General features: G+C 62.3%; 14 protein-coding genes. 9 read left to right on the top strand and 5 right to left on the bottom strand.

Annotation, left to right across the window (positions count from 1 at the left end; all coding sequences use genetic code 11):
- Window positions 1-100: 100 nt before the first annotated feature.
- Both PSH84_RS14860 and PSH84_RS14855 read right to left on the bottom strand, forming a co-directional pair.
- On the bottom strand, window positions 101-880 hold the full coding sequence (locus PSH84_RS14860) for an ABC transporter substrate-binding protein (protein ID WP_305470433.1): 780 nt from the start codon (window positions 878-880) through the stop codon (window positions 101-103).
- A 378-nt stretch (window positions 881-1,258) separates the two neighbouring features.
- The gene (locus PSH84_RS14855) at window positions 1,259-1,693 is read right to left on the bottom strand and encodes a rhodanese-like domain-containing protein (protein ID WP_122568079.1); all 435 of its coding nucleotides are present in this window, start codon (window positions 1,691-1,693) and stop codon (window positions 1,259-1,261) included.
- Window positions 1,694-1,796: 103 nt separating this feature from the next.
- Between PSH84_RS14855 and ftrA the strand changes: the two genes are divergently transcribed.
- The gene (gene ftrA, locus PSH84_RS14850) at window positions 1,797-2,756 is read left to right on the top strand and encodes a transcriptional regulator FtrA (RefSeq protein WP_305470432.1); all 960 of its coding nucleotides are present in this window, start codon (window positions 1,797-1,799) and stop codon (window positions 2,754-2,756) included.
- 167 nt (window positions 2,757-2,923) lie between these two features.
- Here ftrA and cobF read toward each other — a convergent pair whose 3' ends face one another.
- A complete protein-coding gene (gene cobF, locus PSH84_RS14845) occupies window positions 2,924-3,682 on the bottom strand; it encodes a precorrin-6A synthase (deacetylating) (RefSeq protein WP_305481294.1) in 759 nt (252 codons plus the stop codon).
- Entirely contained in the window at window positions 3,679-4,257 is a 579-nt protein-coding gene (locus tag PSH84_RS14840) for a histidine phosphatase family protein (protein WP_122568076.1), read from the bottom strand. Before PSH84_RS14840 ends, cobF begins: the two co-directional genes overlap by 4 nt.
- Before the next feature lie 299 nt (window positions 4,258-4,556).
- On the opposite strand from PSH84_RS14840, the gene PSH84_RS14835 reads away from it, so the two are divergent.
- The 8 genes from PSH84_RS14835 to PSH84_RS14800 all read left to right on the top strand — a co-directional run bounded on the left by PSH84_RS14835 (window position 4,557) and on the right by PSH84_RS14800 (window position 12,801).
- A complete protein-coding gene (locus PSH84_RS14835) occupies window positions 4,557-5,411 on the top strand; it encodes a MurR/RpiR family transcriptional regulator (protein ID WP_305470430.1) in 855 nt (284 codons plus the stop codon).
- Between the two features lie 2 nt (window positions 5,412-5,413).
- Window positions 5,414-6,058, top strand: a complete 645-nt coding sequence (locus PSH84_RS14830) for a cysteine hydrolase family protein (protein ID WP_305481293.1) — start codon at window positions 5,414-5,416, stop codon at window positions 6,056-6,058.
- On the top strand, window positions 6,055-7,407 hold the full coding sequence (locus PSH84_RS14825; RefSeq protein WP_305481292.1) for a type I glutamate--ammonia ligase: 1,353 nt from the start codon (window positions 6,055-6,057) through the stop codon (window positions 7,405-7,407). The genes PSH84_RS14830 and PSH84_RS14825 overlap by 4 nt, the downstream gene beginning before the upstream one ends.
- Complete coding sequence (locus tag PSH84_RS14820) at window positions 7,391-8,143, top strand: N-formylglutamate amidohydrolase (protein ID WP_122568072.1); 753 nt, start codon at window positions 7,391-7,393, stop codon at window positions 8,141-8,143. The genes PSH84_RS14825 and PSH84_RS14820 overlap by 17 nt, the downstream gene beginning before the upstream one ends.
- Before the next feature lie 73 nt (window positions 8,144-8,216).
- On the top strand, window positions 8,217-9,566 hold the full coding sequence (locus tag PSH84_RS14815) for an APC family permease (protein WP_305470427.1): 1,350 nt from the start codon (window positions 8,217-8,219) through the stop codon (window positions 9,564-9,566).
- A 110-nt stretch (window positions 9,567-9,676) separates the two neighbouring features.
- Window positions 9,677-10,693: an arginine N-succinyltransferase gene (locus tag PSH84_RS14810; RefSeq protein ID WP_305481291.1), complete on the top strand. Its 1,017-nt coding sequence runs from the start codon at window positions 9,677-9,679 to the stop codon at window positions 10,691-10,693.
- A gap of 61 nt (window positions 10,694-10,754) precedes the next feature.
- Window positions 10,755-11,789: an arginine N-succinyltransferase gene (astA, locus tag PSH84_RS14805; protein ID WP_305470425.1), complete on the top strand. Its 1,035-nt coding sequence runs from the start codon at window positions 10,755-10,757 to the stop codon at window positions 11,787-11,789.
- Between the two features lie 142 nt (window positions 11,790-11,931).
- Window positions 11,932-12,801, top strand: a complete 870-nt coding sequence (locus tag PSH84_RS14800; protein ID WP_122568068.1) for an isocitrate lyase/PEP mutase family protein — start codon at window positions 11,932-11,934, stop codon at window positions 12,799-12,801.
- Window positions 12,802-12,941: 140 nt separating this feature from the next.
- Here the strand turns inward: PSH84_RS14800 and PSH84_RS14795 are convergent, their stop codons facing one another.
- Window positions 12,942-14,171 carry an acyl-CoA dehydrogenase gene (locus PSH84_RS14795; protein ID WP_305481290.1) on the bottom strand — a complete coding sequence of 410 codons (1,230 nt, stop codon included), beginning with the start codon at window positions 14,169-14,171 and terminating at the stop codon, window positions 12,942-12,944.
- Window positions 14,172-14,224: the final 53 nt, after the last annotated feature.

Genomic DNA, 14,224 nt, shown 5'->3' with positions numbered 1-14,224 from the left:
GGGCTCCGAATGGCGGCATTACGATAGGCGCAGGGTAAACAATCGCCCATGAAAAAGGTGGCCGGCCGGGTCAATGGCGGGCCACCTTGGGGTTCAGCGATTAATGGCCGTAGATGTCAAAGGCGAAGTATTTGTCCTGCACCTGCTTGTACGTGCCGTTGGCACGGATTTCGGTGATGGCCGCGTTGAATTGATCGGCCAGGGCCTTATCGCCCTTGCGCACCGCAATGCCTGCGCCGCCGCCGAAGTATTTCGCGTCGTCATAGGTCGGGCCGACGAAGGCGAAGCCTTTGCCGGCGTCGGTTTTCAGGAAACCTTCGTCGAGGTTGACCGAGTCGGCCAGCATGGCGTCGAGGCGACCGGCGACCATGTCCAGGTTGGCTTCCTGCTGGGAACCGTAACGCACCAGGTCGATACCGGCGGGCACCAGCACTTCGGTGGAGAAACGGTCATGGGTACTGGCGCGCAGCACACCGACTTTCTTGCCCTTGAGTTCGGTCAGTGGGTCCTTGATGTTGGAGCCTTCCTTCATCACGAAGCGCGCTGGGGTGTGGTAGTACTTGATGGTGAAATCGACGTTTTTCTTGCGATCGTCGGTGATGGTCATGGACGACAGGATCGCGTCGATTTTCTTCACTTTCAGCGCAGGGATCAGACCGTCGAACTCCTGCTCGACCCAGACGCACTTGACCTTCATCTGTGCGCAGAGCGCATCACCGATATCGACATCGAAGCCGGCCAGCTTGCCGTCGGGGGTTTTCATCGAAAAAGGCGGGTAACCGGCTTCGATCCCGAGGCGGATCGGCTTGGCGTCTTCGGCCACGGCCGACAGGGACAACACGGACAGTGCCAGGGCACCGAACATGGCTAGCTTCTTCATTTTCGCTCCTGAGTGTGCAGGTATTTTATTGGATCGTTATGGGCAGATTCGTCGGCAGTGTTCGGTCAGCAAAAACCGAAGTGGCCGGGAGTCTAGAGGGGCACTCAGGAGGGGAATTATGTTGAAGCGACAAATAGTTATAAAAACAGCCAGGTACGGCTGGCGGTCAGAGGATTTGCGAAAAACCTGACAGGTAAACATCCCCGGGACAGGCAAATACCCCTGTGGCGAGGGAGCTTGCTCCCGCTGGGCTGCGCAGCAGCCCTTGATGTCCGTCAGATGAAGGCATCGTCACCCTTATTAGGGCCGCTGCGCGCCCCAGCGGGAGCAAGCTCCCTCGCCACAAAAGCCTGTTTGCAATCTGCTTGTGACGCAGAATCAACAGTCGCAGCGGATCGCCTCGTCCGCCACGCGCTCCACCGAGCCGGTCAGGCGAAAGCCTTCATCGAGCCAACCCATGACGCCACCGATCATTTCCTTGACCGGGTAACCCAACGTTGCCAGACGCACCGCCGCCTTGTTCGCGCCATTGCAATGGGGACCGGCGCAATACACCACGAACAGGGTGGTCTTGGCATAGGCGGCCAGCGCCTGGGCGGTGAGCGTGCGGGTCGGCAGGTTGATCGCCCCGGGTACGTGACCGCGCTCATAGGCCAGCGGTCCGCGTACGTCCACCAGCACAAAATCGACGCTGCCGGCCTGTTGGCTGGCGTGAACGTCGGAACAATCCGTTTCGAACGACAAGCGACGACTGAAATGCTGCAGGGCGATATCGGCAGGGGCAGCAGGCACTTCGCGAACCAGGCTGGTCATGGGGATGTACTCCAGGGGTAGAGAAAGGCGTGAAGAGACTTTATCCCCCCGATGCTTACCGCTACAGTGGCGTACAAGACACTCTGTGGGAACTTTCCGACAAATGCAGCCTTTCCCGGGTCTGGTCGCGATCCTCGCCTACGACGGCCTGTGCACCTTCGAATTCGGTGTCGCCGTCGAGATTTTCGGATTGGAGCGCCCGGAATTCGATTTCCCTTGGTACGAACATCGGATCGTCGCGGTCGATGACGGCCCGATGCGCGCCATGGGCGGCTTCCAGGTATTGGCCGATGGCGGCATGGAACTGCTCGAAACCGCCCGGACCATTGTCGTGCCAGGCTGGCGCAGCCGCAGCGAGCCCCCCTCCCCGGCGTTGCTCGACGCGCTACGCCGGGCCCACGCCCGTGGTGCGCGCCTGCTGTCCATCTGTTCCGGGGCCTTCGTACTGGCCGCCGCAGGGCTGCTCGATGGCCAGGGCGCCACGACTCACTGGCGCTACACCGACGAGTTGGCCGAAAGCTTTCCCGCCGTTCGGGTCGACCCGGATGTGCTGTATGTCGACTCAGGACAGGTCATCACTTCGGCGGGCAGCGCCGCCGGCATCGACGCCTGCCTGCACCTGGTGGCACGGGACTATGGCGTCCAGGTCGCCAACACGGTGGCGCGCCGGTTGGTGATGTCGCCGCAACGTACGGGCGGCCAGGCGCAGTTCATTCCCTCGCCGGTCAGCCGTACGCCACGCAGCGACCTGTCGAGTGTCATGCAATGGGCCCGCGAGCGCCTGCACGAGCCTCTTGGCGTGCGCGAACTGGCCAGCCAGGCGGCCATGAGTGAACGCACCTTCCTGCGCCACTTCACCCAAGCCTGCGGCGTGTCGCCCAAGGCCTGGCTGCAACACGAACGCCTGGCCCGGGCCCGCGAGCTGCTGGAAAGCACCGGGGACAACACCGACAACATCGCGCAACTGTGTGGCTACCGCTCGGTGGAGAGCTTTCGCGTGGCGTTTCGCAGCGTGGTGGGGTTGGCGCCGTCGGTGTATCGGGAGCGGTTTGGGCGGGGGTGAACAGCCTACTGGTGATGACGCTGTCGAACGCTGTTATGGCGAGGGAATATAGGTGGGAGCAAAGCTTGCTCGCGATATGAGCGCCTCGATTTCTGAAAGGCCGCATCGCCTGTATCGCGGGCAAGCCTTGCTCCCACATACCTCTGGCCACAGGTTGATGTGCGGCATCATTGAGGCTTGCGCAACAAGTACGTATCCATGATCCACCCATTGGCTTTGCGCGCGGCCTTGCGGGTGCGTTCGATGTCATCGGCCACATCCCCCAGCCGGCCGGCGATCAGGATTTCATCCGGTGTCCCCACATAGGCGCCCCAGTAAATCTGCGTATCAGGATCACTCACCTGACGATAGGCGTCCTCGGCATCGAGCATCACCACCACGCTCGCAGCATCGCCCACCTGCCCCGCCGCCAAGCGGCGTCCGGTGGTGATTTCCAGCGACCCGCCAATGCTGTTCAACGGCACTTTGTGCCGGGCGGCCAGGGCCTGGACACTGGTGATACCAGGGATCACCTCGAATTCAAAATCGCAGCGGCCCGCGTCGAGCATCGCCTGCAGGATACGCACGGTACTGTCGTACAACGCCGGATCGCCCCACACCAGAAAACCACCTTGCTGCCCGTCGGACAGTTCTCCATCGATCAAGCGTTCGAAGGTGGCTTGTTTGGCGCGGTTCAGCGCTTCGACGCTGTCCTTGTAGTCCAGCTCGCCGCGTTGGCGCTCCGGGCTGTAGGCTTCGACGAAACGGTAGGTGCGATCAACGATGTAGCGTCGACAGATTTCGCGCCGCAGGTCCAACAGCTTGTCCTTGGCGGGGCCCTTGTCCATGAGGAAGACCACGTCCAAGCGGTTCAAGGCTTTGACTGCCTGCATCGTCAGGTGATCCGGATCGCCTGCCCCAATGCCAATGACTGACAACTTCTTCATCGCGGCGACTCCTGGCCAGGTCCCTCGGCGCGCAATCGCCATACGCCGTTGAAACGCAACTCAAGGGTGGACAACGGTTCAATGTCGATCCGGTTGAATGTAGCGGCCGGGCAGCCCAAGACATTCATCAAGGCTGCGCGGATCACAAAAGGGTGGGTGACGGCCAGCAGGTGCCCCGGTCGGGTTTCCAGGCGGGTCAGCCAGTCTCCGACACGCCGACACAACTGGGCGACGGATTCACCGCCATGGGGGGCCACCTCGGCATCGTCGAGCCAGGTTTGCAGGGCGTGCGGTTCAACCTTGAGCAATTCATCGATGGACGACCCGCGCCAGCGTCCCAGATCGCAATCGGCCAGGGCCGGGTCCACCTGGGGCTCGTCGCCGAACAGCGCGGCGGTCTGGCGAGTGCGCAGTTCCGGCCCGCACAGCAGTTGCCGGACGTTTCGATAGCCGTGCTCGACCTGCCCACGGCGCGCCAGCCAGTCGGCGTCCAGCGCTTCGTCCAGGCCGAAGTGCGCCAACTTCTGGGCGGCGGTGCGGGCATGGCAGATCAACGTCAGGCGAGTGGTTTGCACACTGGATTCTCGGGTAATCGAACGGGTCCCATGGGCGGGATATTCACGGGTTTAGTTGTACAGCACCTTATACGAAATCAAATAAGTGAGACAAAAAGGCGTTATGTCCCACATATCCAGAAGTATCGACTGACATATCAGTTCCACCTGGCCGCGGCCAACTCCTACAAGGCTTTCGCACAATTCTGGAGCATTTTAAACGGAACGTAAAAACCACTGGACATGTAGCACCAGCTACATAAATACTGTTTTCAGGAGTTATGAAAGAAAACCAACATTCATCCAGGCAAGGAGCACGGATGCCGCCCCTCAGAGACCTGATTACCGATCCCGGCCTGATTTTGACGCCGTCGGAACGCAAGGTCGTACGTGCCCTGCTCGATCACTACCCACGCAACGGCCTCGGTCCGATGTCACGTCTGGCAGACCATGCCGGCGTCAGCGACCCGACCATCGTGCGGCTGGTGAAAAAACTCGGGTTTGGCGGTTATGCCGAATTCCAGGATGCACTGCTCAGTGACATGGACCATCGCCTGCGCTCCCCTCGCACGCTGTTGCAACCGCGGGCCAAATTGCAGCAAGGCGATACCTGGAGCCAGTACCTGGCCGCCAGCCAACGCAACCTCGTCGACACCCAGGCCCTGACCCAACCCGAAGATGTGCGCATTCTCGTGCAGTGGTTGCTCGACAGTCGCCATCAGGTGCATTGCTTCGGCGGGCGCTTCAGCAGCTTCCTGGCCCACTACCTGCTCAACCATTTGCGATTGCTGCGCGCCGGCTGTTTTGCCCTGGAAGATAACGCCCAGCTACCTGACCGGCTGTTCGACGTGCAGCGCCAGGACGTGGTGCTGATTTTCGATTACCGCCGCTACCAGGCCCAAGCCCTGCGTGTGGCCAGTGCGGCCAAGGCGCGGCACGCCCGGGTGGTGCTGTTCAGCGACGTCTATGCTTCGCCGTTGCGCGAGCTGGCCGACCTGATCATCAGCGCCCCGGTGGAATCGGTCTCGGCCTTCGACAGCCTGGTGCCGGCGCTGGCCCAGGTCGAAGCCCTGATCGCCTGCCTGACCCTGCAATGCCCCGAGCTGGCCGAACGCCTGGAAGGCATCGACGCCTTGCGCACGGAATTCAACACGCACCTGTTGGAGGAAAAATAAGGATGTTCTCGCTCCCCCACCGCTCCCCCCGGGATTTGCCGTTCACCCGCCAGCACACGGCGTTGCTGTTGGTGGACATGCAACGCGCCTGGCTGGAACCGCAATTCGATGCCCACCTGCACCGCCCCGAGGCCGAGTATTTCCTCCAGCGGGCCCGCCAACTGGTCATTCCCAACCAGCAGCGTTTGCTCGATGCGATGCGAGATGCACAGCACAACGTGTTGCACACCCACATCGAAAGCCTCACCGCCGATGGCCGCGACCGTTCCCTGGACCACAAGCTGTCGGACATGCACCTGCCCAAAGGCAGCCCCGAGGCGCAGATCATTGCCGAGCTGACGCCGCAGGAAAACGAAATCGTGCTGCCCAAGACCTCCTCCGGGGTGTTCAATTCCACCAACATCGATTACGTGCTGCGCAACCTGCAGACCCGGCACCTGATCGTCGCCGGGATCGTCACCGACCAGTGCGTCGACATGGCCGTGCGTGACGCCGCCGACCGTGGCTACCTGGTCACGCTGGTGGAAGATGCCTGTGCCACCTACACCGAACAACGGCACCTGGCGTGCCTGAACGCGATCAAGGGCTATTGCTGGATCACTGACACCGACACCGTACTCGCTCGTTTGCGGGAGATGCAGCCATGAGTCACCTCGACGCCGCCGCCCTCCTCGCGCCGCTGCCGGTCACGACCCTGGTGACCACCGACCTGATCGGCGTGACCCGCGGGCGCTCGTTTCCCAGCGATGAATTGCCCCACTACATCACCGCCGGTTGTGGCTGGGTACCGGCCAACAGCGCGTTGACGCCCCAGGACATCATCGCGTCGACCAACCCCTGGGGCGCCTATGGCGACCTGCGCCTGGTGCCGGACCTGTCCAGCCGGGTAACCGTCAACAATGGGCCCGACACCCAAGCGCCGGCCCTGGACTTCATTCATTGCGACATTCGGGAAACCGACGGCCGTCCCTGGAGCACCTGCCCGCGCACGCTGCTGCAGGGCGAAGTGGAGCGTTATCGCAGCGAACTGGGCCTGCAGGTTTTCGCCGCGTTCGAGCATGAATTCAACCTTGCCACCACGCCTGCGCAGCCTGATCGCCTGGCCTTCAGTCTCCAGGCCCAGCGCCAGCAGGCCGGGTTCGCCGGGTGGTTGCTCAGTGCCCTGCGAGCCGGCGGCGTCGAACCGGAAATGTTCCTGCCCGAATACGGCAAGCAGCAATACGAAATCACCTGTCGCCCGACCCTGGGCGTGGCCGCTGCCGACCGGGCGGTGAACGTACGGGAAATCACCCGCGAGATCGCCCGGCAGATGGGCCTGGACGTGAGCTTTGCCCCCAAGACCTCGGAAAATGCCGTGTGCAACGGCGTGCATCTGCACCTGAGCCTGCAAGACCTGAGCGCGGACCCGGTGCTGCATGACGCCGCCAGCAGCAATGGCTTGTCCAGCCTTGGCCAGCATTGGGCAGCGGGTGTGCTGCATTATCTGCCGGCGCTGTGCGCGCTGACGGCGCCGACGCCGTTGTCCTACGAGCGCCTGCAACCTCATCATTGGAGCGCCTCCTATGCGTGCCTGGGACAGCGCAACCGCGAAGCGGCGCTGCGCATCTGCCCGACCGTGAGCCTGGGTGGCAAGCCGCTGGCAAACCAGTACAACCTGGAGTTTCGCGCCATGGACGCCACCGCCTCGCCGCACCTGGCGATGGCGGCGCTGTTGATTGCCGGACGGCTGGGCATCCAGCAACGGCTGCCATTGCAGGCTGTCACCGATGAAATACCCGATGAGCTGGATGAATCACAACGTCGCGCCCGTGGCATTATCGCCCTGCCGACAACCCTGGCCCAGGCACTGGACTGCCTGCGCCACAGCGGGGCACTGCTCGAGACCCTGCCCGGCCCGCTGGCCGAAACCTATTTCGCCTTGAAGGCCCAGGAGCTGGCCTTGACCCAGGCGCTCTCACCTGCCGAGCGTTGCGAGCACTATGCACGAATCTATTGAATGCGCTGAATCAGGCCTCTACACCAGGCCGGCCTATCGATTGACCCGGGAGGAATCCGATCACCCGGTGTTGCTGGTGTGCGAACACGCCAGCCGTTTCATTCCCGTGGCGCTGAATGACCTGGGCCTGGATGAAACCGCGTCCCAGGAACACATCGCCTGGGACATCGGCGCCCTGCTCCTGGCTGAACGCCTGTCCGAAACCCTCGGCGCGACCTTGCTGTCGGCCAATTACTCACGGCTGTTGATCGACCTCAACCGCCCGCTGCATGTGCCGGACAGCATTCCGGCCCAGAGCGAGATCTACCAGGTCCCGGGCAACCACGACCTGGACGAGGCCACGCGCCAATACCGTCAGCAGCGCCTGTTCCATCCTTTCCATGACCGGTTGCGGGCGTTGATCGACCAGCGCCTGGCCGCCAACCGGCCGGTACGCGTGGTGGGCATCCATAGCTTCACCCCGGTGTTCTACGGCCAGCCACGCGCCCTGGAAGCCGGCGTGCTGTTCGGCGAAGCCAAGGAGTACGCCCAGCACATCGTCGACGGACTGAGCCGGCATTCGCTGCGGGCAGCGGGCAACCAGCCCTACAAGATCAACCCCCTGACCGACATGACGGTCCCGGTGCACGGCGATGGCCGCGGCCTGGACTCGGTCTTGATCGAAGTGCGCAATGACCAGTTGCGCAGCCCCGAGGGAGTAAGGACCTGGAGCGCCTACCTGGCGCCTCTGCTGTAGATAGGCAGCGGCAAGTTTCCAGCGACAGACAACAAGCAAGCGCAACCCACACAGCTGAAAAGGAAAACGGCTCATGAGCATCGAGGCATTTGGCTACAAACAGGAATTGAAACGCGGCCTGTCGCTGACAGACCTGGTGGTATACGGGATGATTTTCATGATCCCCATCGCACCGTTCGGCGTGTATGGCTACGTCAACGCAGAAGCACCGGGGATGGTGCCGCTAGCCTACATCATCGGCATGCTGGCAATGCTGTTTACCGCGTTGAGCTACGGCAGCATGGCCCGGGCCTTTCCGGTGGCAGGTTCGGTCTATTCCTACGCGCAGCGGGGCCTTAACCCACACGTCGGGTTCATCGCCGGCTGGTTGATGCTGCTGGACTACCTGCTGATCCCGCCGCTGCTCTATGTCTACGCCGCCATGGCGCTGAACCATTTGTACCCGGACATTCCCAAGGTCGGTTTCATCCTGGCCTTCCTGGTAAGCGCGACTTTCGTCAACCTGCGGGGCATCACCTTCACCGCGCGGATGAACATCATTTTCTTGCTGGCACAGCTGGTGGTGCTGGGGATTTTCCTGTTCTACGCCTGGAATGCCCTGCACGGCGGGGCCGGTCACGGCCAACTGACCCTGGCGCCGCTGTACAGCCCGGAACACTTCAACTTCGCCCTGCTGATGCAAGCCGTGTCCATCGCGGTACTGTCGTTCCTGGGCTTCGACGCCATTTCCACCCTGGCCGAAGAAATCAAGGGCGACCCGGGCCGCAGTGTCGGCAAGGCAGCCTTGGTGACCTTGCTGGTGATGGGAGCGATTTTCGTGGTGCAGACCTGGATCGCCACCGACCTGGCAGCAGGCATGGGCTTCAAGTCCGCCGACACCGCATTCTATGAAATCGCCGAATTGGCGGCCGGCAGTTGGCTGGCCACCTTGACCGCGGTGGCCACAGCCCTGGCCTGGGGCGTGGCGGTGGCGATCACCTCCCAAGCGGCAGTGTCGCGCCTGTTGTTCGGCATGGCCCGGGACGGCCAACTGCCCAAGGTGCTGGCCAAGGTCCATCCGAAACATAACACCCCTTACATGAGCATCTACCTGGTGGCGGTGTTGTCGTTGCTGATCTGCTACCTGTTCATCAACGCCGTGGACACCCTGACCTCCCTGGTCAACTTCGGTGCCCTGAGCGGCTTCATGTTGCTGCACATCACGGTCATCAACCACTACTGGCGCCGCCAGCAGTCCGGCCAATGGATTCGCCACCTGATCTGCCCGCTGATCGGCTTCGTGATCGTCGCGGCCATCCTGTACAACATGGGCGTGGCCGCGCAAAAGCTCGGCCTGATCTGGATCGCCGCGGGTGTGGTCTATCTGTGCCTGCTCAACAAATTCGGCAGTCGTACTGCCTTGCCCGATCCGGCGGGCCAATGAGAGGCGGCGGTCGAAGGGTTCGGCCAGCCGTGGTGACAACGCGTGGACATCGACAGTGATCGTCAAGCCCGGTGCCAGTCACCGGGCTCCCTGGAACAGGAGTGCAATCCATGCTGGCCTTACGTCCAGTTCAATTAGCCGATCTGCCGCAACTGCAACAACTGGCCCGTGACAGCCTGGTGGGCGTCACGTCGCTGCCGGACGATACCCGGCGCCTGGAGGAAAAAATCCTCGACTCGTGCGCCTCGTTCGCAGTCGATGCGCAAGAGCCGGGGGCGGAGAATTACTTTTTTGTCTTGCAGGATCTGGAGTCCGGGCGCCTGGTCGGCTGTTCGGAAATCCTCTCCAGCACCGGTTGCAACGAACCGTTCTACAGCCTGCGCAACCGACCGTTTTCCAGCGAATCCCGGGAGTTGAATATCCAGCATGGCGTACCCGCCTTATCCCTGTGCCAGGACCTCAACGGGCAAACGCTGCTGCGTGGCTTCCACATCGACGCCGAACGGGTGCGCACGCCGGAATCAGAGCTGCTGTCCCGGGCCCGGCTGATGTTCATCGCCGCCCACCCCAAGCGCTTTGCTGAATCGGTCATCACCGAAATCGTCGGTTTCAGCAGCGAAGACGGCCAGTCGCCTTTCTGGGACGCCATCGGCCAGCACTTCTTCGACTTGCCTTATGCCGAAGCCGAACGGTTGTGTGGCTTGCAGAGCCGGACCTTTCTCGCCGAGCTGATGCCGCAATACCCGATCTACGTGCCCATGCTGCCGCCCGCAGCCCAGGCCTGCATCGGCCGGGTTCATCCCGACGGCCAGGAAGCCTTCGACATTCTCGAACGCGAGGGTTTCGAGACCAACAGCTATGTCGATATCTTCGACGGTGGGCCGACCTTGCATGCCCGTATCGTCAATATCCGTTCCATCACGCAAAGTCGCATCACCACGGCCAGGCAGAGCCCGCAGATTGACGCACGGGGCCTGTACCTGGTGAGCAACGAGCGCCTCGGCGGCTACCGGGCCATCGTCGCCGAACTGGACGTTAACGCCGACGGCCCAGTGGCCCTGTCGCCCGCCATGCTGACCGCCCTGGACATCCAGTCTGGCGCGCGGATCCGGGTGGTTGCCCTATGAACCTCAATCGATCCCATGGCCTGCACCGACGTTTGGACCGACACGATGAAGGAGTTGCAGCATGATTGTCCGTCCGGTGGCCATCACCGATCTGCCTGCCTTGCTGGACCTGGCCCGTTGCGCGGGTCCCGGGTTCACCAGCCTGCCGGCCAACGAAGAGCGCCTGGCCCACCGCGTTCGCTGGGCCCAGCGGACCTTCGCCGGCCAAGTCGAACGTGCCGACGCCGACTACCTGTTCGTGCTCGAAGACGATGACCGGCAGGTGGTGGGCATCAGCGCCCTGACCGGGGCGGTGGGGCTGCGTGAGCCTTGGTACAACTATCGGGTCGGGGTCACGGTCAGCTCGGCGCCGGAGCTGGGAATCCAGCGGCAGATCCCGACGCTGTTCCTCAACAACGAGATGTCCGGACAATCGGAAATCTGCTCGTTGTTCCTGCACCCCGAGCAACGCCACGGCCACAACGGACGCTTGCTGTCCCTGGCGCGCCTGCTGTTCGTGGCCGAGTTTTCCCAGCTGTTCGGCGAAAAACTCATTGCCGAACTGCGGGGCCATGCCGACGAACAAGGTTGTTCACCGTTCTGGGACAGCCTGGGACGGCACTTTTTCCAGAAGGATTTCAGCTACGCCGACCAGTTGTCCGGCATGGGCAACAAATCGTTCATCGCCGAGCTGATGCCACGCCAGCCGCTGTACACCTGCCTGCTCACCGAACAAGCCCAGGCGGTGATCGGCAAGGCCCACCCGAACACCGAACCGGCCCTGAAGATCCTCAGTGCCGAAGGCTTCAGCCATAGAGGCTATATCGACATTTTCGACGGCGGCCCAGTGATCGAAGCACCGGTGTCGAAGATCCGCAGCGTACGCGACAGTCAGGCGCTGACCCTGGCCATTGGCACCCCGGACGAACGGGCACCGATCTGGCTGATTCACAACCGGCGCATGGCAAACTGCCGCATCACCAGCGCCCGCGCACACCTGCATGGCCACAACCTGCTGGTCGATCGCCTCACCGCCAAACGCCTGCAAGTGCAACCGGGCGACACGGTGCGCGCCGTGGCATTACCCAGGCAGGGGCAACAGGCGGTGGCGGCCTAGTGGTCTATGGTCTCGCTTGATGCCATAACAGCATCGCCCATACACATTCGTCATCATCTTTGCGCTTGCCACGTGATAGCCTTTGGATCTTTCGGCGTTGACACTTTTGCTCAAGCCTTTCCATTCCATTGGTGGAACTCATATGTCCAGGCTTTCCCATCAAGATTTGCGTCGTAACTTTCGTCAACTGCTGGCTTCCCAGACCTGCTACCACACCGCCTCGGTGTTTGACCCGATGTCGGCGCGCATCGCCGCCGACCTGGGTTTTGAAGTAGGCATCCTGGGAGGCTCGGTCGCGTCGTTGCAAGTATTGGGCGCGCCGGACTTCGCCCTGATCACCCTCAGCGAATTTGCCGAACAGGCCACCCGTATCGGTCGCGTGGCCCAGCTGCCAGTGATTGCCGACGCCGACCATGGCTACGGCAATGCCCTGAACGTGATGCGCACCATCATCGAACTGGAGCGTGCCGGCGTGGCGGCACTGACCATCGAGGACACTTTGCTGCCAGCCCAGTTCGGGCGTAAATCCACCGATTTGATCGGCGTGGCCGAAGGTGTCGGCAAGATTCGTGCGGCCCTGGAGGCGCGAGTCGATTCGGAAATGGCGATCATTGCCCGTACCAACGCAGGAATTTTGCCGGTCCAGGAAATCATCAGCCGCACCCAGCAATATGAGCGTGCCGGGGCGGATGGGATTTGCATGGTGGGTGTGCAGGACTTCGAACACTTGGAGCAAATCAGCGAGAACCTGACGCTGCCGTTGATGCTCGTCACCTATGGCAACCCGAAGTTGCGCGACGACAAGCGCCTGGCCGAGTTGGGCGTGCGCGTGACCATCGATGGCCACGGCGCCTATTTCGCCGCGATCAAGGCCACCTACGACAGCCTTCGTGAACAACGGCAGATCTTCACCCAGGCGTCGGATCTCAGCGCTACCGAACTGACCCACACCTACACCCAGCCCGAGGAGTACATCCGCTGGGCCGAGGAGTACATGAGCGTCAAGGAGTAAGCGAATTCGCTGCCATAGGATTAGCCTGTGGGAGCAAAGCTTGCTCGCGATAGCGGTGGGTCAGCTTGCATCAATGTGGGAGGTACCACCGCCATCGCGAGCAAGCTTTGCTCCCACAGAGGCCCTTGGTGGGCCAGATCCTAGCCCTTGCTGCGCAGCATTTCCTTGGGCACGTATTTGCCGATCTCGAACTTGCCGATCGCGGCGCGGTGGACTTCATCCGGGCCGTCGGCCAGGCGCAGGGTGCGTTGCATGACATACATGTAGGCCAGCGGGAAATCGTTGGAAACTCCGGCGCCACCGTGGATCTGGATTGCCCGGTCGATGACCTTCAAGGCCACGTTCGGCGCGACCACCTTGATCTGGGCAATTTCGCTTTTCGCCACTTTATTGCCGACGGTGTCCATCATGTACGCCGCCTTCAACGTCAGCAGGCGCGCCATGTCGATCTCCATCCGCGAGTCGGCGATCTTGTCGATGTTACCGCCCAGACGCGCCAGCGGCTGGCCGAAAGCGGTGCGGCTGACGGCACGCTTGCACATCAATTCCAAGGCGCGCTCGGCCATGCCGATGGAACGCATGCAGTGGTGAATCCGGCCTGGGCCGAGTCGACCCTGGGCAATTTCAAAACCGCGGCCTTCGCCCAGCAGGACGTTTTCGTACGGCACCCGCACGTTATCGAACAGCACTTCGGCATGCCCGTGAGGCGCATCGTCGTAGCCGAACACCGGCAACGGCCGGACGATCTTGACCCCGGGGGTGTCCACCGGGACCAGGATCATCGAATGCTGGGCATGACGCGGTGCATCCGGGTTGCTCAGGCCCATGAAGATCAGGATCTTGCAGCGCGGGTCGCACGCGCCTGAGGTCCACCACTTCTTGCCGTTGATCACCCATTGGTCGCCGTCACGCTCGGCGCGGGCGGCCATGTTGGTGGCGTCCGAAGAGGCCACGTCCGGCTCGGTCATGGCAAAGGCCGAGCGAATCTCGCCGCGCAGCAGTGGCTCGAGCCAGCGTTGCTTTTGTTCTTCGTTGGCGTAGCGCACCAGCACTTCCATGTTGCCGGTGTCCGGCGCCGAGCAGTTGAACGGCTCCGGCCCCAGCAACGAGCGCCCCATGATCTCCGCCAGCGGCGCGTATTCCAGGTTGGTCAGGCCAGCGCCCAGCTCGGATTCCGGCAGGAACAGGTTCCACAGGCCCTCTGCCTTGGCCTTGGCCTTGAGCTCTTCCATGATGGCCGTGGGTTGCCAGCGGTCGCCCTCGGCCACTTGTCGTTCGAACACCGCTTCGGCCGGATAGACGTAGGCATCCATGAACGCCGTGACGCGTTCACGCAGTTCCTGAACCTTGGGGGAATAGGCAAAATCCATGAGCAGCACCTTCTGGGCAGAGGTTGTTTTAGGTCATGAAATCGATGCTAGTT

Source organism: Pseudomonas beijingensis (assembly GCF_030687295.1).
Taxonomy (GTDB): Bacteria; Pseudomonadota; Gammaproteobacteria; order Pseudomonadales; family Pseudomonadaceae; genus Aquipseudomonas; species Aquipseudomonas beijingensis.
Note: the sequence above shows the minus strand (reverse complement) of the source record. Positions and strands in the feature narration are given on the sequence as shown.